Source organism: Streptomyces avermitilis MA-4680 = NBRC 14893 (assembly GCF_000009765.2).
In the GTDB taxonomy this organism is placed as follows: Bacteria; Actinomycetota; Actinomycetes; order Streptomycetales; family Streptomycetaceae; genus Streptomyces; species Streptomyces avermitilis.
Map to the genome: position 1 here is coordinate 8185817 of NC_003155.5, position 23024 is coordinate 8208840.

The 23024-nt window shown below is 71.0% G+C and carries 20 protein-coding genes; 18 read left to right on the forward strand and 2 right to left on the reverse strand.

Annotated elements, in window-relative coordinates:
• Positions 1-52: 52 nt before the first annotated feature.
• Genes SAVERM_RS35245 through nusB form a run of 3 tightly spaced genes read left to right on the forward strand, consistent with a single transcriptional unit; the run spans position 53 to position 2222 of the window.
• A complete protein-coding gene (locus SAVERM_RS35245; RefSeq protein WP_010988256.1) occupies positions 53-1159 on the forward strand; it encodes an aminopeptidase P family protein in 1107 nt (368 codons plus the stop codon).
• A 59-nt stretch (positions 1160-1218) separates the two neighbouring features.
• Positions 1219-1785, forward strand: coding sequence for an elongation factor P (efp, locus tag SAVERM_RS35250; protein ID WP_010988257.1), 567 nt, complete (start codon positions 1219-1221; stop codon positions 1783-1785).
• Positions 1786-1787: 2 nt separating this feature from the next.
• The gene (nusB, locus tag SAVERM_RS35255) at positions 1788-2222 is read left to right on the forward strand and encodes a transcription antitermination factor NusB (RefSeq protein WP_010988258.1); all 435 of its coding nucleotides are present in this window, start codon (positions 1788-1790) and stop codon (positions 2220-2222) included.
• 769 nt (positions 2223-2991) lie between these two features.
• On the opposite strand, the gene bldD is transcribed toward nusB, so the two are convergent.
• On the reverse strand, positions 2992-3492 hold the full coding sequence (gene bldD, locus SAVERM_RS35265; protein ID WP_006379429.1) for a transcriptional regulator BldD: 501 nt from the start codon (positions 3490-3492) through the stop codon (positions 2992-2994).
• 265 nt (positions 3493-3757) lie between these two features.
• Between bldD and pyrR the strand changes: the two genes are divergently transcribed.
• The 14 genes from pyrR (at position 3758) to SAVERM_RS35335 (ending at position 20674) form a co-directional block, all read left to right on the forward strand.
• Positions 3758-4336 (forward strand): bifunctional pyr operon transcriptional regulator/uracil phosphoribosyltransferase PyrR, encoded by a 579-nt coding sequence (gene pyrR / locus SAVERM_RS35270; RefSeq protein ID WP_010988260.1) that lies wholly within the window; start codon positions 3758-3760, stop codon positions 4334-4336.
• 86 nt (positions 4337-4422) lie between these two features.
• Positions 4423-5400 carry an aspartate carbamoyltransferase catalytic subunit gene (locus tag SAVERM_RS35275; RefSeq protein ID WP_010988261.1) on the forward strand — a complete coding sequence of 326 codons (978 nt, stop codon included), beginning with the start codon at positions 4423-4425 and terminating at the stop codon, positions 5398-5400.
• A gap of 5 nt (positions 5401-5405) precedes the next feature.
• The gene (locus tag SAVERM_RS35280; RefSeq protein ID WP_010988262.1) at positions 5406-6692 is read left to right on the forward strand and encodes a dihydroorotase; all 1287 of its coding nucleotides are present in this window, start codon (positions 5406-5408) and stop codon (positions 6690-6692) included.
• Positions 6689-7309 carry a PH-like domain-containing protein gene (locus SAVERM_RS35285; RefSeq protein WP_010988263.1) on the forward strand — a complete coding sequence of 207 codons (621 nt, stop codon included), beginning with the start codon at positions 6689-6691 and terminating at the stop codon, positions 7307-7309. Before SAVERM_RS35280 ends, SAVERM_RS35285 begins: the two co-directional genes overlap by 4 nt.
• The gene (gene carA / locus SAVERM_RS35290) at positions 7306-8448 is read left to right on the forward strand and encodes a glutamine-hydrolyzing carbamoyl-phosphate synthase small subunit (protein WP_010988264.1); all 1143 of its coding nucleotides are present in this window, start codon (positions 7306-7308) and stop codon (positions 8446-8448) included. The genes SAVERM_RS35285 and carA overlap by 4 nt, the downstream gene beginning before the upstream one ends.
• Positions 8441-11749 (forward strand): carbamoyl-phosphate synthase large subunit, encoded by a 3309-nt coding sequence (gene carB / locus SAVERM_RS35295; protein ID WP_010988265.1) that lies wholly within the window; start codon positions 8441-8443, stop codon positions 11747-11749. The genes carA and carB overlap by 8 nt, the downstream gene beginning before the upstream one ends.
• A gap of 75 nt (positions 11750-11824) precedes the next feature.
• The gene (locus SAVERM_RS35300) at positions 11825-12931 is read left to right on the forward strand and encodes a quinone-dependent dihydroorotate dehydrogenase (RefSeq protein ID WP_010988266.1); all 1107 of its coding nucleotides are present in this window, start codon (positions 11825-11827) and stop codon (positions 12929-12931) included.
• The gene (pyrF, locus tag SAVERM_RS35305; RefSeq protein WP_010988267.1) at positions 12928-13770 is read left to right on the forward strand and encodes an orotidine-5'-phosphate decarboxylase; all 843 of its coding nucleotides are present in this window, start codon (positions 12928-12930) and stop codon (positions 13768-13770) included. Before SAVERM_RS35300 ends, pyrF begins: the two co-directional genes overlap by 4 nt.
• A 255-nt stretch (positions 13771-14025) precedes the next feature.
• Positions 14026-14349 carry an integration host factor gene (locus SAVERM_RS35310; protein WP_010988268.1) on the forward strand — a complete coding sequence of 108 codons (324 nt, stop codon included), beginning with the start codon at positions 14026-14028 and terminating at the stop codon, positions 14347-14349.
• A 37-nt stretch (positions 14350-14386) separates the two neighbouring features.
• Entirely contained in the window at positions 14387-14980 is a 594-nt protein-coding gene (gene gmk, locus SAVERM_RS35315) for a guanylate kinase (protein WP_010988269.1), read from the forward strand.
• A gap of 40 nt (positions 14981-15020) precedes the next feature.
• Positions 15021-15293 (forward strand): DNA-directed RNA polymerase subunit omega, encoded by a 273-nt coding sequence (gene rpoZ, locus SAVERM_RS35320; protein WP_010988270.1) that lies wholly within the window; start codon positions 15021-15023, stop codon positions 15291-15293.
• Between the two features lie 138 nt (positions 15294-15431).
• A complete protein-coding gene (gene coaBC / locus SAVERM_RS35325; protein WP_037646585.1) occupies positions 15432-16634 on the forward strand; it encodes a bifunctional phosphopantothenoylcysteine decarboxylase/phosphopantothenate--cysteine ligase CoaBC in 1203 nt (400 codons plus the stop codon).
• Positions 16635-16874: 240 nt separating this feature from the next.
• Positions 16875-18083 carry a methionine adenosyltransferase gene (gene metK / locus SAVERM_RS35330; protein WP_010988272.1) on the forward strand — a complete coding sequence of 403 codons (1209 nt, stop codon included), beginning with the start codon at positions 16875-16877 and terminating at the stop codon, positions 18081-18083.
• Positions 18084-18511: 428 nt separating this feature from the next.
• Complete coding sequence (locus SAVERM_RS35335; RefSeq protein WP_010988273.1) at positions 18512-20674, forward strand: primosomal protein N'; 2163 nt, start codon at positions 18512-18514, stop codon at positions 20672-20674.
• Between the two features lie 192 nt (positions 20675-20866).
• Here the strand turns inward: SAVERM_RS35335 and SAVERM_RS35340 are convergent, their stop codons facing one another.
• Entirely contained in the window at positions 20867-21409 is a 543-nt protein-coding gene (locus tag SAVERM_RS35340; protein ID WP_010988274.1) for a hypothetical protein, read from the reverse strand.
• Between the two features lie 359 nt (positions 21410-21768).
• On the opposite strand from SAVERM_RS35340, the gene fmt reads away from it, so the two are divergent.
• Positions 21769-22701, forward strand: a complete 933-nt coding sequence (fmt, locus tag SAVERM_RS35345; protein ID WP_010988275.1) for a methionyl-tRNA formyltransferase — start codon at positions 21769-21771, stop codon at positions 22699-22701.
• Positions 22702-23024: the final 323 nt, after the last annotated feature.

Genomic DNA, 23024 nt, shown 5'->3' on the forward strand with positions numbered 1-23024 from the left:
GTCCGGACCCGTTGGACCGGCGGTATCCGGTCGGCGCTCGTAGGCTCGGGTCATGTCAGAGGTGTACGCGGCCCGCCGGGAGCGGCTACGGGAACGGTGTACGGCGGGTGGCAGCGCGGCGGCGTTGATCTCCCGTCCCGCCAATGTCCGCTATCTCGCGGGCGCCGCGCCGCAGGGCGCCGTACTGCTGCTGGGCAAGGGCGAGGACCTGCTGCTGTGCACGGGTCCGCCCGGCGACCAGCCCGCCCAGGGCCGGCTCGACGAGGCGCTGCGGGTGCAGCTGCTGGAGCGGCCCGGCGGTGATCCGGCGGTCGCGGCGGCGGACTGCGCCGGTGCGCAGGGCGCCGAGTCGCTGGCGGTCGAGGAGCACCACCTCACCGTCGCCCGGCACCGGGCCATCAGATCGGTGGCGCCCCGGCTGCGCCTTGCCGATGTCGGGGGCGCGGTCGAGCAGCTGCGCGTGGTGAAGGACGAGGAGGAGATCTCCTTCCTGCGGATCGGCGCGGAGATCGCCGACCAGGCCCTCGGTGAACTGCTCGAATCGATCCTCGTCGGCCGCACCGAGCGCCATCTCGCTCTCGAACTGGAACGCCGGCTCGTGGACCACGGGGCCGACGGGCCCGCCTTCCCGACCTCCGTCGCCACCGGCCCGAACTCCGGCCGGCGCGGTCACCGGCCCACCGACCGGCGGGTGGAGGAGGGCGACTTCCTCTCCGTCTGCCTCGGCGCGACGTACCACGGCTACCGCTGTGAGATCGGCCGGACCTTCGTCATCGGCACCTCGCCCGCCGAATGGCAGATCGAGCTGTACGACCTGGTCTTCGCCGCCCAGCGGGCCGGACGTGAGGCGCTGGCACCCGGCGCCGCCTACCGTGATGTGGACCGCGCGGCCCGCCAGGCGCTGGAGTCCACGGGCCATGCGGAAGGCCTTCCGCCGCTGACCGGACACGGTGTGGGGCTCGAAATCGACGAGGACCCGCAGCTGGCCCCCGCGGCCATGGGTAAACTGGACGCTTGCGTGCCGGTCACCGTCGAACCGGGGGTCCACCTCCCGGGCCGGGGCGGTGTCAGGATCGATGACACGCTCGTCGTACGCCCCGAGGCGGACGGCGGACCCGAGCTACTCACCATCACGACCAAGGAACTGCTCGCGCTCTAGCCCTCGAGCTACGCGCGTGTCCCGGGGTCGTCCACGTCAGTCCAGGAGATTCCGCAACCGTGGCTTCCACGAACGACCTCAAGAACGGCCTGGTGCTCAAGCTCGACGGAGGCCAGCTCTGGTCCGTCGTCGAGTTCCAGCACGTCAAGCCCGGCAAGGGCCCGGCCTTCGTGCGCACCAAGCTGAAGAACGTGCTCTCCGGCAAGGTCGTCGACAAGACGTTCAACGCCGGCGTCAAGGTCGAGACGGCCACGATCGACAAGCGCGACATGCAGTTCTCGTACATGGACGGCGAGTACTTCGTCTTCATGGACATGGACACGTACGACCAGCTGATGGTCGACCGCAAGTCCGTCGGCGACGCCGCCAACTTCCTGATCGAGGGCTTCACGGCCACCGTCGCGCAGCACGAGGGCGAGGTGCTCTTCGTCGAGCTGCCGGCCGCCGTCGAGCTCGTCATCCAGGAGACCGAGCCGGGCGTCCAGGGCGACCGCTCCACCGGCGGCACCAAGCCCGCCACGCTGGAGACCGGTCACCAGATCCAGGTCCCGCTCTTCATCACCACCGGTGAGAAGATCAAGGTCGACACCCGCACGAGCGACTACCTCGGCCGGGTGAACAGCTAACCGTGGCTGCCCGCAACACGGCCCGCAAGCGCGCCTTCCAGATCCTCTTCGAGGGCGACCAGCGCGGCGTGGACGTCCTGACGGTCCTGGCGGACTGGATCCGGCACTCCCGGACCGACACCAGGCAGCCGCCGGTGAGCGAGTACACGATGCAGCTGGTCGAGGGTTACGCCAAAAAGGTGAACCGGATCGACGAGCTCATCTCGCAGTACGCCGTCGGCTGGACGCTCGACCGCATGCCGGTCGTCGACCGCAACATTCTGCGTCTCGGCACCTACGAGCTGCTCTGGGTCGACGAGACGCCGGACGCCGTGGTGCTCGACGAGGCGGTCCAGCTCGCCAAGGAGTTCTCCACGGACGACTCCCCGGCCTTCGTGAACGGCCTGCTGGGCCGTCTGAAGGAGCTGAAGCCGTCGCTTCGCCGCGAGGAGGCGTAGCGCATCACCGCGCAGGACGGCAGGACCGGGTCGGACCCGGGAACGGTCGCCGTCCGTTCAAGCCGCACGGAGGGGCCCGCAGCAGACGCTGCGGGCCCCTCCGGCGGTTACGGCGCCGCCGACGGGCCTTGGCGGCCTGTCGTTGGCGTGCCGTGCCGCTGTCGCGGGAGGAGCCGTGCATGACGCGCTGCAGGGCGTAGATGCCCACCGAGCACGACCTGCGCGAGTTCCTGGACGCGATCCTGGACGGGCCCTCACTGCCGCTGCTGCTGCCGGTGAGGGCCTGCTCCTGCGGGCTGCGGCTGGCCCCCCCGGGGGACTTGAGGGGCGTCGTTTTGGCCTTTCCGAGCTCCGGGACTTGTAGGGGCGCAGTGCGCTGCCGAGAGCCCGGGGAGCTATGAGCGGGCCGACGGCTGCCACGGGTTTCCGGAGGCCGGGAGTGAGCCGTCGGCCGTTGTCGGGACCCTGGGGGCGGGAGTGGTCCCCTCGGCCGTTCCGGGTCCCGGGGGCCGGGGGATCCCTTCGGCCGCTTCAGTCTCCGGGGGCGGGAGTAGGCCCCCTCGGCCGCATCGGGTCCCCGGCGGCATGAGAGTGACCCCTCGACCGCTACGGGCCCCCGGCGGCGAGAGTGGCCCCTCGGCAGGCCACAGGTGCCCGCGGCTCGGAGAGCGCGCCGTACGCCCCGCAGCCGTACGAAAAACCGCCGGGGTGGCCGGAAACCTCTCGGTTCCGGCCACCCCGGCGGCACGTTTCTGCAGCGTCCTGCCCGTCAGCCCTCTTCGTGGGAGACGGCGCGGCGCGCGTCCGCGTCCAGGACGCCCCAGCTGATCAGCTGCTCGGTGAGGACCGAGGGCGACTGGTCGTAAATGACGGCGAGTGTGCGCAGGTCGTCCTGGCGGATCGACAGCACCTTGCCGTTGTAGTCGCCGCGCTGGGACTGGATCGTCGCGGCGTACCGCTGGAGGGGGCCCGCCTTCTCGGCCGGGACGTGGGCCAGGCGCTCCAAGTCCAGGACCAGCTTCGGCGGCGGCTCGGCGGCCCCGCCCGGTGTGGTGCCCGGCAGCAGCTCCTGCACCGGAACCCCGTAGAAATCCGCCAGCTCGGCAAGACGCTGTACGGTGACGGCGCGGTCGCCGCGCTCGTACGAACCGACCACGACCGCCTTCCAGCGTCCCTGGGACTTCTCCTCGACACCGTGGAGGGAAAGGCCCTGCTGGGTGCGGATCGCCCGGAGCTTGGCCCCGAGCTGTTTGGCGTATTCGCTGGACATATAGCTCCCCGGACGCTGGAACATGTGCGGCTCCGCCGCGTGGCTGGTAACTCACTGTGAGGTTACGCAGCGTTACTCTTCCCCGTCAAGCCGAATGGTCCGGACCGACCCCTCCGTGGTAGACGACGTGCAGTGACGCCATTGGAGTGACCCGCGGCGCCAGGGGGGTGATCAGGCCCCTTGCGGGGGCTGGTAGCGTTGGTGGCGCAATTCCGACGTCCTTTAATGATCCGTCCCGTGAGGCGGAGAAGGAGGTCCGTTTCATATGGACACCCAGCAGTACGAGTCCGATGCGCGGCCCGTTCTCGAAGGCTCCGACATCGCGCGGGTACTGACCCGCATCGCCCACGAGATCGTCGAGCGCGCCAAGGGCGCCGACGACGTGGTGCTCCTCGGCATTCCGACCCGAGGCGTCTTCCTCGCCCAGCGGCTCGCCGCCAAGCTCGAGGAGATCACCGACCGCAAAGTGCCGGTCGGCTCGCTCGACATCACCATGTACCGCGACGACCTGCGCATGCATCCGCCGCGTGCGCTGGCCCGCACGGACATCCCCGGTGACGGCATCGACGGCCGCCTGGTCGTCCTCGTCGACGACGTCCTCTTCTCCGGCCGCACCATCCGCGCCGCCCTCGACGCGCTGAACGACATCGGCCGCCCGCGCGCCGTACAGCTCGCGGTCCTCGTCGACCGCGGTCACCGCGAACTGCCCATCCGCGCCGACTACGTCGGCAAGAACCTCCCCACGTCGTTGCGGGAGACGGTCAAGGTCCTGCTCGCCGAGGAGGACGGTCGCGACACCGTGCTGCTCGGTGCGAAGCGGACCTCCTCGGGCGCGCAGCAGTAGCACTCGGCCGTACGCCCCTGAGTGCGCCCCTGCGCGCACGCATGCCCGAATCCTCCCGAACTGAACTGCCTTACGGAGCCTGACAGATGCAGCGTCATCTCATCTCGGCCGCCGACCTCACCCGCGACGACGCCGTCCATCTCCTCGACACCGCCGAGGAGATGGCCCGGGTGGCGGACCGGCCGATCAAGAAACTGCCGACCCTGCGCGGCCGCACCGTCGTCAACCTCTTCTTCGAGGACTCCACCCGCACCCGGATCTCCTTCGAGGCCGCCGAGAAGCGCCTCTCCGCGGACGTCATCAACTTCACCGCCAAGGGATCCAGCGTCTCCAAGGGCGAGTCGCTCAAGGACACCGCCCAGACCCTGGAGGCGATGGGCGTCGACGCCGTCGTCATCCGGCACGGCGCTTCCGGAGCCCCGTACCGGCTCGCCACCTCCGGCTGGATCGACGCGGTCGTCATCAACGCCGGCGACGGCACCCATCAGCACCCCACGCAGGCCCTGCTCGACGCCTTCACCATGCGCCGCCGGCTCGTCGGCCGGGACGCCGGGCTCGGCCGGGACCTGGCCGGCAAGCGCATCACGCTCGTCGGTGACATCCTGCACAGCCGCGTCGCCCGCTCGAACGTGGACCTGCTGCACACCCTCGGCGCCGAGGTCACCCTGGTCGCCCCGCCCACCCTGCTGCCGGTCGGCATCGAGTCCTGGCCCTGCGAGGTCGCGTACGACCTCGACAGCACGCTGCCCAAGTCCGACGCGGTGATGATGCTCCGCGTCCAGCGCGAGCGGATGAACGCCGCGTTCTTCCCGACCGAGCGCGAGTACTCCCGGCGCTACGGCCTCAACGGCGACCGCATGGCGAAGATGCCCGAGCACGCCATCGTGATGCACCCCGGTCCCATGGTCCGCGGCATGGAGATCACCGCCGAGGTCGCCGACTCCGACCGCTGCACCGCGATCGAACAGGTCACCAACGGCGTCTCGATCCGGATGGCCGTTCTGTATCTGCTCCTTGGCGGCAACGAACCCGCCGTCAGCCACACCCGTATCGAGGAGAAGTAAGACAGATGAGCAAGATCCTGATCCGTGGTGCGAAGGTACTCGGCGGCGAGCCGCAGGACGTCCTGATCGACGGCGACACGATCGCCGAGGTGGGCACGGGGCTCAGCGCGGAAGGCGCCGAGGTCGTCGACGCCGCCGGCAAGGTGCTCCTGCCGGGGCTCGTCGACCTGCACACCCATCTGCGCGAGCCCGGCCGCGAGGACTCCGAGACCGTGCTGACCGGTACGCGGGCCGCCGCGAGCGGCGGCTACACGGCCGTGTTCGCCATGGCCAACACCTTCCCGGTCGCCGACACCGCCGGTGTCGTCGAGCAGGTCTACCGGCTCGGCCAGGAGCACGGCTACTGCGACGTGCAGCCCATCGGCGCCGTCACCGTCGGCCTCGAGGGCAAGAAGCTCGCCGAGCTCGGCGCCATGCACGAGTCCGCGGCCGGCGTCACCGTCTTCTCGGACGACGGCAAGTGCGTCGACGACGCCGTGATCATGCGCCGCGCGCTGGAGTACGTGAAGGCCTTCGGCGGAGTCGTCGCCCAGCACGCGCAGGAGCCCCGGCTGACCGAGGGCGCCCAGATGAACGAGGGCGTCGTCTCCGCAGAGCTTGGACTCGGCGGCTGGCCCGCGGTGGCCGAGGAATCGATCATCGCCCGGGACGTCCTGCTCGCCGAGCACGTCGGCTCCCGCGTCCACATCTGCCACCTGTCGACCGCCGGCTCGGTCGAGATCGTGCGCTGGGCCAAGTCCCGCGGCATCGACGTCACCGCCGAGGTCACCCCGCACCACCTGCTCCTCACCGACGAGCTGGTGCGGTCGTACAACCCGGTCTACAAGGTCAACCCGCCGCTGCGCACCGAGCGCGACGTCATGGCCCTGCGCGAGGCGCTCGCCGACGGCACGATCGACATCGTCGCCACCGACCATGCCCCGCACCCGCACGAGGACAAGGACTGCGAGTGGGCCGCCGCCGCCATGGGCATGGTGGGCCTGGAGACCGCGCTGTCCGTCGTGCAGCAGACCATGGTCGAGACCGGGCTGCTCGACTGGGCCGGCGTCGCCGACCGCATGTCCGTGAAGCCCGCGCGGATCGGCCGCGCCACCGGCCACGGCCGCCCCGTCTCGGCAGGTGAGCCCGCCAACCTCACGCTCGTCGACACGGCATACCGTGGGGCGGTGGACCCCGCGGGCTTCGCCTCGCGCAGCCGCAACACCCCGTACGAGGGCCGTGAGCTGCCGGGCCGTGTCACGCACACCTGGCTGCGGGGCAAGGCCACGCTCGTCGACGGGAAGCTCGCGTGACATCACTGCATCAGACGTACCTTGCCGCCGGACAGAAGTCGGCGGAGGTGACCGACTGGTCCGCCCGCATCGGCTGGCTCGTGGGCCTCGCCCTGTTCATCGCGCTCGTCTACTGGCTGATGCGCGAGGGCTGGAAGTGGCGCGGCACCCTTCAGAGCGACCTGCCCGAGCTGCCCGCCCGCCCGTCTCCCACCACCACCCTCAACGGAGGCGGCAAGCCGCCGCCGGCTGGAATGCCGGACGAGCCGGACCGGGTGAAACTGACGATGAGCGGCCGCTACCACGGCTCCACCACCGCCGGGCAGTGGCTGGACCGCATCGTCGCGCACGGCCTGGGCACCCGTAGCCGGGTCGAGCTCACGCTGACGGACGCGGGACTGGACGTCGTACGCCCCGGTGCGGCCGACTTCTTCGTCCCGGCCGCACAGCTGCGTGAGGCCCGGCTCGACAAGGGCATCGCGGGCAAGGTCCTCACCGAGGGCGGTCTGCTCGTCGTCACCTGGGCACACGGCGACAAGCTGATCGACTCCGGCTTCCGCTCCGACGTCTCGGCCGAGCACAACGAGTGGGCCTACACCCTGAACAACATGATCAACAACACGGAAGGCGCACGATGACGACCTCCACCAGGGGAGCTGCCAAGGTTCCCGCCGTACTCGTCCTGGAGGACGGCCGGACGTTCCGCGGCCGCGCCTACGGGGCCGTGGGGGTGACCTTCGGCGAGGCCGTGTTCTCCACCGGGATGACCGGCTACCAGGAGACCCTCACCGACCCGTCGTACCACCGCCAGGTCGTCGTGATGACCGCCCCGCACGTCGGCAACACCGGCGTCAACGACGAGGACCCCGAGTCGAAGCGGATCTGGGTCTCCGGCTACGTCGTACGCGACCCCGCGCGCGTGCCCTCCAACTGGCGCTCCCGGCGCTCGCTGGACGAGGAGCTGCGCCACCAGGGTGTCGTCGGCATCAGCGGCATCGACACCCGTGCGCTCACCCGCCACCTGCGCGAGAGCGGCGCCATGCGCGTCGGCATCTTCTCCGGCAGCGCGCTGCCGGACGAGGGCACGATGCTCGCCGAGGTGCGCCAGGCGCCCGAGATGAAGGGCGCGAACCTCGCCGCCGAGGTCGCCACCAAGGAGACGTACGTCGTCCCCGCGATCGGCGCGAAGCGCTTCACCGTCGCCGCCGTCGACCTGGGCATCAAGGGCATGACCCCGCACCGCATGGCCGAGCGCGGCATCGAGGTGCACGTCCTGCCCGCGACGGCCACGGCCGAGGACGTGTACGCCGTGAACCCCGACGGCGTGTTCTTCTCCAACGGCCCCGGCGACCCGGCGACCGCAGACGGCCCGGTGGCCGTCATGCGGGAAGTGCTCGCCCGTAAGACCCCCCTCTTCGGCATCTGCTTCGGCAACCAGATCCTGGGCCGCGCGCTCGGCTTCGGCACCTACAAGCTGAAGTACGGCCACCGCGGGATCAACCAGCCGGTGCAGGACCGTACGACCGGCAAGGTCGAGGTCACCGCGCACAACCACGGCTTCGCCGTCGACGCCCCGCTCGACCAGGTGTCCGACACCCCCTACGGCCGCGCCGAGGTCTCCCACGTCTGCCTCAATGACAACGTGGTGGAGGGCCTCCAGCTGCTCGACCAGCCGGCCTTCAGCGTCCAGTACCACCCCGAAGCGGCAGCGGGCCCGCACGACGCCGCCTACCTGTTCGACCGCTTCGTATCCCTGATGGAGGGCCAGCGTGCCTAAGCGCACCGATATCCAGTCCGTCCTGGTCATCGGCTCCGGCCCGATCGTCATCGGCCAGGCCGCCGAGTTCGACTACTCCGGCACCCAGGCGTGCCGCATCCTGCGCGCCGAGGGCCTCAGGGTCATCCTGGTCAACTCCAACCCGGCGACGATCATGACCGACCCGGAGATCGCCGACGCCACCTACGTCGAGCCGATCACCCCGGAGTTCGTCGAGAAGATCATCGCCAAGGAGCGGCCGGACGCGCTGCTGCCCACCCTCGGTGGTCAGACGGCCCTGAACACCGCCATCTCCATGCACGAGCAGGGTGTGCTGGAGAAGTACGGTGTCGAGCTGATCGGCGCCAACGTCGAGGCGATCAACAAGGGCGAGGACCGCGACCTGTTCAAGGGCGTCGTCGAGGCCGTCCGCGCGAAGATCGGGCACGGCGAATCCGCCCGCTCGGTCATCTGCCACTCCATGGACGACGTGCTCGAGGGCGTCGAGACCCTCGGCGGTTACCCCGTCGTCGTCCGTCCCTCCTTCACCATGGGCGGCGCCGGCTCCGGCTTCGCGCACGACGAGGAGGAGCTGCGCCGCATCGCGGGTCAGGGCCTGACGCTCTCCCCGACCACCGAGGTGCTCCTGGAGGAGTCCATCCTCGGCTGGAAGGAGTACGAGCTGGAGCTGATGCGCGACAAGAACGACAACGTCGTGGTCGTCTGCTCCATCGAGAACTTCGACCCGATGGGCGTGCACACCGGTGACTCGATCACCGTCGCGCCCTCGATGACGCTGACCGACCGCGAGTACCAGCGCCTGCGCGACATCGGTATCGCGATCATCCGTGAGGTCGGTGTCGACACCGGCGGCTGCAACATCCAGTTCGCGGTGAACCCCGACGACGGCCGGATCATCGTCATCGAGATGAACCCGCGCGTGTCCCGGTCGTCCGCGCTCGCCTCCAAGGCGACCGGCTTCCCGATCGCGAAGATCGCCGCGAAGCTCGCCGTCGGCTACACGCTCGACGAGATCCCCAACGACATCACCGAGAAGACCCCGGCCTCCTTCGAGCCGACGCTCGACTACGTGGTCGTGAAGGCCCCGCGCTTCGCCTTCGAGAAGTTCCCGAGCGCCGACTCGACCCTCACCACCACCATGAAGTCGGTCGGCGAGGCCATGGCGATCGGCCGGAACTTCACCGAGGCGCTGCAGAAGGCGCTGCGGTCCCTGGAGAAGAAGGGCTCGCAGTTCACGTTCGTCGGCGAGCCGGGCGACAAGGCCCTCCTCCTGGAGGAGGCCGTCCGTCCCACCGACGGGCGCATCAACTCGGTCATGCAGGCCATCCGCGCGGGCGCGACGCCCGAGGAGGTCTTCGAGGCGACGAAGATCGACCCCTGGTTCGTCGACCAGCTCTTCCTGATCAAGGAACTCGCGGACGAGCTGGCCGCCGCCGACAAGCTGGACCCGGAGCTGCTCGCCGAGGCCAAGCGGCACGGCTTCTCCGACGTCCAGATCGCCGAGATCCGCGGGCTGCGCGAGGACGTCGTGCGCGAGGTGCGGCACGCGCTGGGCGTGCGCCCGGTGTACAAGACGGTCGACACCTGCGCCGCCGAGTTCGCGGCGAAGACGCCGTACTTCTACTCCTCCTACGACGAGGAGAGCGAGGTCGCGCCCCGCGAGAAGCCCGCGGTCATCATCCTGGGCTCCGGTCCCAACCGCATCGGCCAGGGCATCGAGTTCGACTACTCCTGCGTCCACGCCTCCTTCGCGCTGAGCGAGGCGGGCTACGAGACCGTGATGGTCAACTGCAACCCGGAGACCGTCTCCACGGACTACGACACCTCCGACCGCCTGTACTTCGAGCCGCTGACGCTCGAGGACGTGCTGGAGATCGTCCACGCGGAGACGCTGGCGGGCCCGGTCGCGGGCGTGATCGTGCAGCTCGGCGGACAGACGCCGCTGGGTCTGTCGCAGGCGCTCAAGGACAACGGCGTACCGGTCGTGGGCACGCCCCCGGAGGCGATCCACGCCGCCGAGGACCGCGGCGCCTTCGGCCAGGTCCTCGCGGAAGCGGGCCTGCCCGCCCCGAAGCACGGCACCGCGACCACCTTCGCGGGCGCCAAGGCCATCGCCGACGAGATCGGCTACCCGGTCCTCGTCCGGCCGTCGTACGTCCTCGGCGGCCGCGGCATGGAGATCGTGTACGACGAGACGCGCCTGGAGTCGTACATCGCCGAGTCCACCGAGATCAGCCCCTCCCGGCCGGTCCTGGTCGACCGTTTCCTCGACGACGCGATCGAGATCGACGTCGACGCCCTCTACGACGGCGAGGAGCTGTACCTCGGCGGCGTCATGGAGCACATCGAGGAGGCCGGCATCCACTCCGGCGACTCGGCGTGCGCCCTGCCGCCGATCACGCTCGGCGGCTTCGACATCAAGCGCCTGCGCGCCTCGACCGAGGCCATCGCCAAGGGCGTCGGCGTCCGCGGACTGATCAACATCCAGTTCGCCATGGCCGGGGACATCCTGTACGTCCTCGAAGCCAACCCGCGCGCCTCCCGCACCGTCCCCTTCACCTCGAAGGCGACCGCGGTGCCGCTCGCCAAGGCCGCCGCCCGGATCTCGCTCGGCGCGACCATCGCCGAACTGCGGGCCGAGAGGCTGCTGCCCGCGAACGGCGACGGGGGCACGCTCCCGCTCGACGCGCCGATCTCCGTGAAGGAGGCGGTCATGCCGTGGTCGCGGTTCCGCGACATCCACGGACGCGGCGTCGACACGGTCCTCGGCCCGGAGATGCGCTCCACCGGCGAGGTCATGGGCATCGACTCCGTCTTCGGCACGGCGTACGCCAAGTCGCAGGCGGGCGCGTACGGACCGCTGCCCACCAAGGGCCGCGCCTTCATCTCCGTCGCCAACCGCGACAAGCGCTCGATGATCTTCCCGGCGCGCGAGCTGGTGGCCCACGGCTTCGAGCTGCTCGCCACGTCCGGCACGGCCGAGGTGCTCAAGCGCAACGGCATCAACGCCACCGTCGTCCGCAAGCAGAGCGAGGGCGAGGGCCCGGGCGGCGAGAAGACCATCGTCCAGCTCATCCACGACGGCCAGGTCGACCTCATCGTCAACACGCCCTACGGCACCGGAGGCCGCCTCGACGGCTACGAGATCCGTACGGCGGCGGTGGCCCGGTCCGTTCCCTGCCTGACGACGGTCCAGGCGCTCGCCGCCGCCGTCCAGGGCATCGACGCGCTCACCCACGGAGACGTGGGCGTGCGCTCGCTCCAGGAACACGCCGAGCATCTGACCGCGGCCCGCGACTAGCAGCCCTGAGGGGGACATCGGAAACGGTGTCCCCCTCTTCGTGAGGCTCAACAGGCTTCAAGAGGACACTGAGACATGTACAAGCTTTTCTTCCGGCTGGTGTTCAAGCGGATGGACCCGGAGCAGGCGCACTACCTGGCCTTCCGGTGGATCCGCCTCGCCGCCCGTATCCCCGTGCTGCGCACGTTCGTCGCCGCCGCGCTCGCACCCCGCTTCAAGGAGCTGCGTACCGAGGCGTTCGGGCTGCGCATGCACGGCCCGTTCGGGCTCGCGGCCGGCTTCGACAAGAACGCCGTCGCCGTCGACGGGATGTCGATGCTCGGCTTCGACCACGTGGAGATCGGCACGGTCACGGGGGAGCCGCAGCCGGGCAACCCCAAAAAGCGGCTGTTCCGCCTTGTGCCGGACCGGGCGCTGATCAACCGCATGGGCTTCAACAACGAGGGCTCGGCGGCCGTGGCGGCCCGCCTGGCCGCTCGTGAGGCGGTCTTCAGGACGGTCGTGGGCGTCAACATCGGCAAGACCAAGGTCGTACCGGAGGAGGAGGCCGCCGACGACTACGTGAAGTCGACCGAGCGGCTCGCCCGGCACGCCGACTACCTGGTCGTGAACGTCTCCTCGCCGAACACCCCCGGTCTGCGCAACCTCCAGGCCACCGAGGCGCTGCGCCCCCTGCTGAGCGCCGTCCGCGAGGCCGCCGACCGCACCGTGACGGAGCGCCGCGTCCCGCTGCTGGTGAAGATCGCGCCGGACCTCGCCGACGACGACATCGACGCGGTCGCCGACCTCGCCGTGGAGCTGGGCCTGGACGGGATCATCGCCACGAACACCACCATCGCGCGCGAGGGGCTCGGCCTGAAGTCCGAACCCACCCTCGTCAAGGAGACCGGCGGCCTGTCCGGCGCGCCGCTGAAGGCACGCTCCCTGGAGGTCCTGAGCCGCCTCTACGCGCGCGTGGGCGACCGGATCACCCTGGTGGGCGTGGGCGGCATCGAGAACGCCGAGGACGCCTGGCAGCGCATCCTGGCCGGCGCCACGCTGGTCCAGGGCTACAGCGCCTTCATTTACGAGGGCCCCTTCTGGGGCCGCGCCATCCACAAGGGGCTCGCCGCACGTCTGCGGACGAGCCCGTACGCCACCCTTGCCGACGCGGTCGGCGCCGACGTGAGGAAGTCCGCATGAGTCTGGAACCCTTCGGCGCGCGCCTGAGCCGGGCCATGGACGACCGAGGCCCCCTGTGCGTCGGTATCGACCCGCACGCCTCCCTGCTGGCCGACTGGGGCCTGAGCGACGACGTGGCGGGCCTGGAGCGGTTCAGCCGCACCGTCGTCGAGGCGCTGGGCGAGCACGTCGCGGTCTTCAAGCCGCAGAGCGCGTTCTTCGAGCGCTTCGGGTCCCGGGGTGTCGCCGTCCTGGAGAAGACGGTCGCGGAGGCGCGGGCGGCCGGTGCCCTGGTCGTGATGGACGCCAAGCGCGGCGACATCGGCTCGACGATGGCCGCGTACGCGGAAGCCTTCCTCCGGAAGGACTCCCCGCTGTTCTCGGACGCGCTGACCGTGTCGCCGTATCTGGGCTACGGATCGCTGCGGCCGGCCGTGGAGCTGGCGCGCGAGAGCGGGGCCGGACTGTTCGTGCTGGCGCTGACCTCCAACCCGGAGGGCGGCGAGGTGCAGCACGCGGTGCGTACGGACGGCCGTGACGTCGCGGCGACCATGCTGGCGCACCTGGCGGCCGAGAACGCGGGGGAGGAGCCCCTGGGGTCCTTCGGGGCGGTCGTCGGCGCCACGCTGGGCGACCTGTCCTCGTACGACCTGGACATCAACGGACCGCTCCTCGCGCCCGGCATCGGCGCCCAGGGGGCCGCACCGGCCGATCTCCCCGGGGTCTTCGGGGCGGCGGTGCGCAATGTCGTGCCGAACGTCAGCCGGGGTGTTCTGCGTCACGGTCCCGATGTCCGCGCCCTGCGGACGGCCGCGGACCGTTTCGCGGAGGAGATCAGGGCCGCCGTGGCCGCCGTCTGAGTCCTCCGACGAGTGCCTCGGGAGCGGCCCGAGTCCGAATACATCCTCAAATCCGGGGCAGTATGTCGGAAATGTCTGGCTCGACGGAGGCTGACCAGGACTTTTCCGCTGTTCTCGCTGACTCCGGCGGACTTGCCCGCTAGTCTCCGTCGAGAGCGAAGGGGCAAGCGTGTTGCTCGTAGCTCACCAGGTGAGGGGCGATTAGGTTCCTCACCGGTCCGTATCCGACAGTTCGACATCCGAGGTGACGTAGGCGTGGCTCTTCCGCCCCTTACCCCTGAACAGCGCGCAGCCGCGCTCGAAAAGGCCGCCGCGGCTCGCCGGGAGCGGGCCGAGGTCAAAAATCGACTCAAGCACTCCGGCGCCTCCCTTCACGAGGTCATCAAGCAGGGTCAGGAGAACGACGTCATCGGCAAGATGAAGGTCTCCGCTCTCCTCGAGTCCCTGCCGGGCGTGGGCAAGGTCCGCGCCAAGCAGATCATGGAGCGACTCGGGATCTCCGAGAGCCGTCGCGTACGCGGCCTCGGTTCGAACCAGATCGCCTCCCTGGAGCGTGAGTTCGGCAGCACCGCCGGCTGAGTCCTGGGCACTCCGGGATTGCTGGAATAATCGCTGCATGGCAGTAACACCCCGGGGGACGTCCCCCGTACCCCCGGACGCACGTCCGCGGCTGACCGTGCTCTCCGGCCCCTCCGGGGTCGGCAAGAGCACGGTCGTCGCCCATATGCGCAAGGAACACCCCGAGGTCTGGCTCTCGGTGTCGGCGACGACCCGCAAGCCGCGCCCCGGTGAGAAGCACGGAGTCCACTACTTCTTCGTCTCCGACGACGAGATGGACAAGCTGATCGCCAACGGCGAGCTGCTCGAGTGGGCCGAGTTCGCCGGCAACCGCTACGGGACGCCGCGCCAGGCCGTGCTGGAGCGGCTGGAGCGGGGTGAGCCGGTCCTCCTGGAGATCGACCTCCAGGGCGCCCGGCAGGTCCGCGAGTCCATGCCCGAGGCCCTGCTGGTGTTCCTGGCCCCTCCCTCCTGGGAGGAGCTGGTACGCAGGCTCACCGGACGGGGCACCGAGCCGCCCGAGGTGATCGAGCGCCGCCTGGACGCGGCCAAGGTCGAACTGGCGGCGGAGCCCGAGTTCGATGTGACCCTTGTCAACACCTCCGTCGAGGACGTAGCGCGCGAGCTGCTAGCCTTGGTGGACGTTGTGTGATCGTTTTTTCGATCTCATCCCATCTTTCGGAAGGTAGAGCGTGTCCTCTTCCATCACCGCGCCCGAGGGCATCATCAACCCCCCGATCGACGAGCTCCTCGAGGCCACTGACTCGAAGTACAGCCTCGTGATCTACGCGGCCAAGCGGGCCCGTCAGATCAACGCGTACTACTCGCAGCTCGGTGAGGGCCTCCTCGAGTACGTCGGTCCCCTCGTCGACACCCACGTCCACGAGAAGCCGCTCTCGATCGCCCTGCGCGAGATCAACGCCGGTCTGCTGACCTCCGAGCCCGTCGAGGGCCCGGCGCAGTAGGCGTTCGTTCGCTCATTGTTCGCTCATCTCAGGCCCGGCAGCCGACTGTCGGGCCTGTGGTGTGCCGGGGGCGCGGTGGGTCGCCCCTCGCGATGTTGCAGCATGGAGCCGTAGATTTCACGAGTGTGGGGAGACCCGGTGGACAAGCCGAAGGTCGTGCTGGGAGTCAGTGGCGGCATCGCCGCCTACAAGGCCTGTGAGCTGCTGCGGAGGCTGACGGAGTCGGGACACGACGTCCGCGTCGTGCCCACCGGCTCGGCGCTGCACTTCGTCGGCGCCGCCACCTGGTCCGCGCTCTCCGGCAACCCGGTCTCCACCGAGGTCTGGGACGACGTCCACGAGGTGCCGCACGTCCGCATCGGCCAGCACGCCGACCTGGTCGTCGTCGCCCCCGCCACCGCCGACATGCTCGCCAAGGCGGCCCACGGCCTCGCCGACGACCTGCTCACGAACACGCTGCTGACCGCACGCTGTCCGGTCGTCTTCGCACCCGCCATGCACACCGAGATGTGGGAACACCCGGCCACCCAGGAGAACGTCGCGACGCTGCGCCGCCGCGGCGCCCTCGTCATCGAGCCCGCGGTGGGCCGGCTGACCGGCGTCGACACCGGCAAGGGCCGCCTGCCCGACCCCACGGAGATCTTCGAGGTCTGCCGCCGGGTGCTCGCGCGCGGCGCCGCACGGCCGGACCTCGCCGGCCGGCACGTGGTCGTCAGCGCCGGCGGTACGCGCGAGCCGCTCGACCCGGTCCGCTTCCTCGGCAACCGCTCCTCCGGCAAGCAGGGGTACGCCCTCGCCCGCACCGCCGCCGCGCGCGGCGCCCGGGTCACCCTGGTCGCCGCGAACACCGGGCTGCCCGACCTGGCGGGTGTCGACGTCGTCCAGGTCGGGACGGCCGTGCAACTGCGCGAGGCGGTGCTGAAGGCGGCCTCGGACGCCGACGCCGTGGTGATGGCGGCGGCCGTGGCGGACTTCCGTCCGGCGACGTACGCGACCGGAAAGATCAAGAAGAAGGACGGCCAGGAGCCGGAAGCGATCGTTCTGGTCCGTAATCCGGACATTCTCGCGGAGATCTCGGCCGACCGGCCGCGCCCCGGTCAGGTGGTCGTCGGCTTCGCCGCCGAGACGGACGACGTCCTGGCCAACGGCCGTACGAAGCTGGCACGCAAGGGCTGCGACCTCCTCGTGGTGAACGAGGTGGGGGAGCGCAGGACGTTCGGCTCGGAGGAGAACGAGGCCGTGGTGCTCGGCGCGGACGGAAGCGAGATCCCGGTGCCGTACGGGCCCAAGGAGGCCTTGGCCGAGACCGTGTGGGATCTGGTCGTGCCCCGGCTCGGGTGACGGTCCCATTCGCCCAAAGGGCCGTCTCGAATCGCTCGAAAGCGGGTGTGGTGAGGCTGGCGGAGACCCCGTGGCATTGGGCAGAATGCCCGTGCCGCAGGTCACAGCGCTCCCGAGAGGCGAGACAGGGGGGCGGATGGCCGAGTGCGACCGATAAACTGTTCTCGGACGACGCCGGGCGCAGCCTCCGTCCCGTCCGCCAATGATCAGCCAGCAGCCGCTGCAACCCCAGGGAGCGTTGTGTCCCGTCGCCTGTTCACCTCGGAGTCCGTGACCGAGGGCCACCCCGACAAGATCGCTGACCAGATCAGCGACACCATTCTTGATGCGCTTCTGCGTGAGGACCCGACATCCCGGGTCGCCGTGGAGACGTTGATCACGACCGGCCTGGTGCACGTGGCCGGCGAGGTCACCACCAAGGCGTACGCACCGATCGCCCAGCTGGTCCGCGACAAGATCCTGGAGATCGGCTACGACTCGTCGAAGAAGGGCTTCGACGGAGCTTCCTGCGGCGTGTCGGTGTCGATCGGCTCGCAGTCCCCGGACATCGCGCAGGGTGTCGACACGGCGTACGAGAACCGGGTCGAGGGCGACGAGGACGAGCTGGACCGGCAGGGCGCGGGCGACCAGGGCCTGATGTTCGGCTACGCGACGGACGAGACGCCGACGCTGATGCCGCTGCCGATCCACCTCGCGCACCGTCTGTCGCACCGCCTGTCCGAGGTCCGCAAGAACGGCACGATCCCGTACCTGCGTCCCGACGGAAAGACCCAGGTCACCATCGAGTACGACGGCGACAAGGCGGTCCGTCTGGACACCGTGGTCGTCTCCTCGCAGCACGCCTCGGACATCGACCTGGACTCGCTCCTCGCCCCCGACATCCGCGAGTTCGTGGTGGAGCCGGAGCTGAAGGCGCTCCTCGACGACGGCATCAAGCTGGAGACCGAGGGCTACCGCCTCCTGGTCAACCCCACCGGCCGCTTCGAGATCGGCGGCCCGATGGGTGACGCCGGTCTCACCGGCCGCAAGATCATCATCGACACGTACGGCGGCATGGCCCGCCACGGCGGCGGTGCCTTCTCCGGCAAGGACCCGTCCAAGGTCGACCGCTCCGCCGCGTACGCGATGCGCTGGGTCGCGAAGAACGTGGTCGCCGCGGGTCTGGCGTCCCGCTGCGAGGTCCAGGTGGCGTACGCGATCGGCAAGGCCGAGCCGGTGGGCCTGTTCGTCGAGACCTTCGGCACCGCCAAGGTCGAGGCCGACAAGATCGAGCAGGCCATCGCGACGGTCTTCGACCTGCGCCCGGCCGCGATCATCCGCGACCTCGACCTGCTCCGCCCGATCTACTCCCAGACGGCGGCGTACGGCCACTTCGGCCGCGAGCTCCCCGACTTCACGTGGGAGCGGACGGACCGGGTGGACGCGCTGCGGACGGCTGTGGGGCTGTAACGGCCTGACGTTCTGTTTCGGAGCCCGGCATTCCCTCGGGGTGCCGGGCTCCGCCGTGTCGAGCGCCGGGTGCCGCGGCGGCCCGGATCGGGTACGCAAATGGCTGGCGGACCAAAGTGGCGTCTTCGTACGCTGGTGATCTCCCGGTGCGGAGGCCTCGGATACTTCGGTGGAGCGTGCTTCGGCGTGCTGTGAAACTTGGGACGAGCCGTGGCCGGATCGATCTCGGGAGGCCGACGACGCGGCCCGGTGCGACGGGTGCGGGTACTTCTGGGGTGTCTCCCTCGCAGGTTCGAATCCTGCTGCCGGTCCTGGACCGGTATGGCCGAGCGGTCCATGGCGGAAGCGCCCTTCGGGCGTGCGTGATCCGCAGCCGGACTGATCTCGGGCGCGCGTCGGTGTCAGTGGGGTTTGGTAAGAATGCTGGTGTGAGCAGCGAGAACGGGCAGGGGGGCGGCGGTGGCGAAGAGGCGCCGCCGGAGCAGCTTGCGTTGATCCGTGAGGCCGTGCGGAAGGCCAAGGTGCCCAAGGCCAAGCCGCGGACGTGGCGGGGAGCCGCGCTGGCCAAGGAGTTGCCCGTCGCGCGTGTGCTGGTCGACAAGGGCGTACTTCATCTTGATCGGTACTTCGACTATGCCGTGCCCGAGGAACTGGCTGCCGTCGCTCAGCCGGGAGTGCGCGTCCGTGTGCGGTTCGGAGCCGGCGGGCGCACCGTGCGGGACGGCAGGCGGGAGGGCGGCTCACTGATCGACGGCTTCCTCGTCGAGCGGGTCGCCGAGTCCGACTACGGCGGGCCGCTGGCCGCGCTCGCGCAGGTCGTGTCCCCCGAGCCCGTGCTCGGCCCTGAGCTGCTCGGGCTCGCCCGGGCCGTCGCCGACCGGTACGCCGGGAGCCTCGCCGATGTGCTCCAGCTGGCCGTTCCGCCCAGGCACGGGCGGGCCGAGGCCGGCAAGACGGCCGAGCCGCTGCCGGCTCCTCCCGCGCCCGAACCCGGCTCCTGGCGGCGGTACGCGCGCGGGGCGGAGTTTGTGAAGTCCCTCGCCGCCGGGGGTTCGCCCCGGGCCGTGTGGACCGCGTTGCCGGGGCCCGACTGGGCCGAGGAGATCGCCCGGGCCGTGCAGGCCACGCTCGCCTCGGGGCGCGGCGCGCTCGTCGTCGTGCCGGCCGGACGGCCCGCCGCGCGCGTCGACGCGGCGCTCCGCGCGCTGATGGGTGAGGGGCGGCATGCACTGCTGACCGCCGACGCGGGGCAGGAGCGGCGCTACCGGGAGTGGCTGGCCGTGCGGCGGGGGGCCGTGCAGGCGGTGGTCGGGACGCGGGCCGCGATGTTCGCGCCCGTGCGGAATCTCGGGCTCGTTGTCGTGTGGGACGACGGGGATGCTTCCCACAGCGACGACAACGCGCCGTTTCCCCATGTGCGGGAGGTGCTGGAGCTTCGGGCGACCCGGGACAAGTGCGGGTTTCTGCTGGGGAGCTGGAGCTGCACGGTGGAGGCCGCGCAGCTTGTCGAGAGCGGGTGGGCGGCACCGCTCGTGGCCGAGCGGGAACAGGTACGGGCGGCTGCTCCTCTCGTGCGCACCGTGGGGGACGGGGATCTCGCGCGGGACGAGGCGGCCCGGGCCGCGCGGCTGCCGACCCTCGCCTGGCAGGCCGTGCGGGAGGGGCTGCGCCACGGACCCGTGCTGGTGCAGGTGCCCCGGCGGGGTTACGTGCCCCGGATGGCCTGCGCGCAGTGCCGGGCGCCCGCGCGGTGCCGGCACTGCGCGGGGCCGCTGGAGGCGCACGACGCCGGGGCGCTGCGGTGCGGTTGGTGCGGACGGGAGGACGCGGCTTGGCACTGTCCGGAGTGCGGTGGGTTCCGGTTGCGGGCGCAGGTCGTGGGGGCGCGGCGGACCGCCGAGGAGCTGGGTCGTGCGTTCCCGGCCGTGCCGGTGCGCACCTCCGGGCGTGAGCAGGTGCTCGACACCGTCTCGGGGGCGCCCGCGCTCGTGGTGAGTACGCCGGGGGCCGAGCCGGTCGCCGAGGGCGGGTACGCGGCTGCCCTGCTCCTCGACGGGTGGGCCATGCTCGGCCGGCCGGATCTGCGGGCCGGGGAGGAGGCGCTGCGGAGGTGGATCGGGGCGGCCGCGCTCGTCCGGGGGCAGGCGGCCGGCGGGACCGTGGTCGTGGTCGCCGAGCCGACGTTGCGGCCTGTGCAGGCGCTGGTGCGCTGGGATCCCGTCGGACACGCGGTGCGCGAACTCGCCGAGCGGGCCGAGCTGGGGTTTCCACCGGTGTCGCGGATGGCCGCCGTGTCGGGGACGGCCGAGGCGGTCGCGGGGTTTCTGAGCGGGGTCGAACTACCCTCGGACGCCGAGGTGTTGGGGCCGGTGCCGTTGCCGGTCACGGAGGCCGGACGGCCTCGGCGCGTGGGCGGGCCGCCGCCGGGGGAGCGGTGGGAGCGAGCGCTCGTCCGGGTGCCGCCGGGGAGCGGGGCCGCGCTGGCCGGCGCGTTGAAGACCGCGCAGGCGGCTCGGATGGCGCGTGGGGGCGGGGGGAACGGGAGCGAGGCCCCGGTGCGGATTCGGATCGATCCGCCGGACATCGGGTGACGTGAGTGACTCGGGTTGCTCGCCGTGGCTCGGGTGGCTCGGGCGTGGGGGGACGTACGTGCGGCGGTGCGGTGGTGCGAGCGTGTGCCCGGGCGGGTCCCGGCATACGGCTGCCTCCCGGTCGTACACCGGGAGGCAGACAAGGGGAGGGGGCCGTCGGGTGTCGGCCGTCGTGCGTTCCGCGTGTGCTGGTCAGCCGTTGCGCGGGCCCGGGAAGGCCGTCGGCCTGGCCTCGTCGCGGAGCGTGGGGCTGCCCGCCGTCGGCTGGGTCGGCATGGAGCGGGCCGCGGGGACCGTCGGCACCGTGGGGATGCCGGTGTTGACGCTCACCGTACGAGCGGCCGTCGGCTCGGTCGCGCGCTCGGCGTCCGCGGCTGCCTGGGCGGCGGCGCGCCGCGCGCCGTAACGGCGGTGCACCGCCTGCTTGGTGACTCCGAGCGCGGAGCCCACCGCGTCCCACGAGAAGCCCAGGGAGCGGTCGAAGTCCACGGCGGCCGTGACCAGGGTCTCGACACTGTCGCGCAGTTCCTGGGCGAGGCGGACGGTCGGAGCGGGAGCGCGTCCGTAGACGACGAAGCCCGTGGACGGGCCGGAGCGGCGTGGGCGGTAGACGTTGCCCAACTGGGCGGTGAGCGTGCGCAGTGCGTCCACCTGCCGGCGGACCCGCTCGATGTCCCGCACCAGCAAGTGCAGGCTGGCCCGAGCCTGGGCGTCGTGGGTTGCGTGGTCGGCCATGAACAAGCCTCTCGAACCGGCGTTGAAAAGGATCGGGCCGCGATTGCGGCCCGTTGTGGTCAACTCTCTCTTGACCAACGCGCTTCGGGGATTGTGGTCACGGTGCGGGGGCGTATGAGCATGTACACAGGGCGCGCGCACGCCCGTACGCCCCGGCCCCGATGACTCGCCGGGGTATCTCCAAAGAGGCGTCAGGGGAGTTGTCAGGGACGGCGTCGAGGGGCGTACGGCTCCGTTCCACAGCCATACGCCCCCTCAAACTCCTGCTCCCATAGACTGGTGCGCTGCCCCGCACGGCTTTGCGCAGCCGGATCGCGCGGGGCTGACAGAACTCCCGCCCGAGAGGCCGACATCCACCCATGAAGCTCGTCTTTGCAGGTACTCCCGAGGTCGCCGTTCCCGCCCTGGACGCTCTGATCGCCTCCGGGCGGCATGAGGTGGCCGCCGTCGTGACGCGGCCCGACGCCCCGGCCGGGCGGGGACGGCGGCTGGTCGCGAGTCCCGTTGCCCAGCGGGCGGAGGAGGCCGGGATCGAGGTGCTCAAGCCGGTCAAGCCGCGGGACGAGGAGTTCCTGGCGCGGCTGCGGGAGATCGCGCCGGACTGCTGTCCCGTCGTCGCCTACGGCGCGCTGCTGCCGCGGGTCGCCCTCGACATTCCGGCGCACGGCTGGGTCAATCTGCACTTCTCGCTGCTGCCCGCCTGGCGCGGTGCCGCTCCCGTGCAGCACTCCATCATGGCCGGGGACGAGATCACCGGAGCGTCCACCTTCCTCATCGAGGAGGGACTCGACTCCGGGCCCGTCTTCGGCACCGTCACCGAGGAGATCCGGCCCACCGACACCAGCGGCGACCTGCTCACACGGCTCGCCTTCGCCGGTTCCGGGCTGCTCGTCGCGACCATGGACGGTGTCGAGGAGGGCAAGCTGAAGGCCGTGCCGCAGCCCGCCGACGGCATCACTCTCGCGCCGAAGATCACCGTCGAGAACGCGCACGTCGACTGGTCTACGCCGGCGCTGCGGGTCGACCGGGTGGTGCGCGGGTGCACGCCCGCGCCCGGTGCCTGGACCGTGTTCCGCGGCGAGCGGCTCAAGCTCATCCAGGTCGTCCCGGTGCCCGAGCGGACCGATCTCGCCCCGGGCGCGCTGTCCGTCGGCAAGAACAACGTGTACGTCGGCACCGGTTCGTACGCCGTCGAGCTGCTGTGGGTGCAGGCCCAGGGCAAGAAGCCGATGCGGGCCGCCGACTGGGCACGCGGCGTACGCATCACGGACGGCGAGCCCCTCGGCGCGTGACCCGCGCTCCCGCGCCGCGGGGGCGCGGCCGCTGGGCTACGACGCGCGTCCGACGGGGGCACCGGGCGCCGGCTACCGGCTACCGGTCACCGGGGCGCCGGCTACGAGGGCGCCCGTCCTTGGCCACCGGGGCATCGGGCACGGGCTGTGGGGGCACCTGTCCCTGGCCGCCGGGGCATCGGCCACCGGCTGCGGGGGCCTCTGCCCCCGGCCGCGAGCGACCGGGGCACCGGCTGTGGGGGCGCCTGTCCCTGGCCACCGGGGCATCGGCCACCGGCCACGGGCCACCAGGAAGCGGCTCCCGTCCGGTGGGGCAGCCGCGG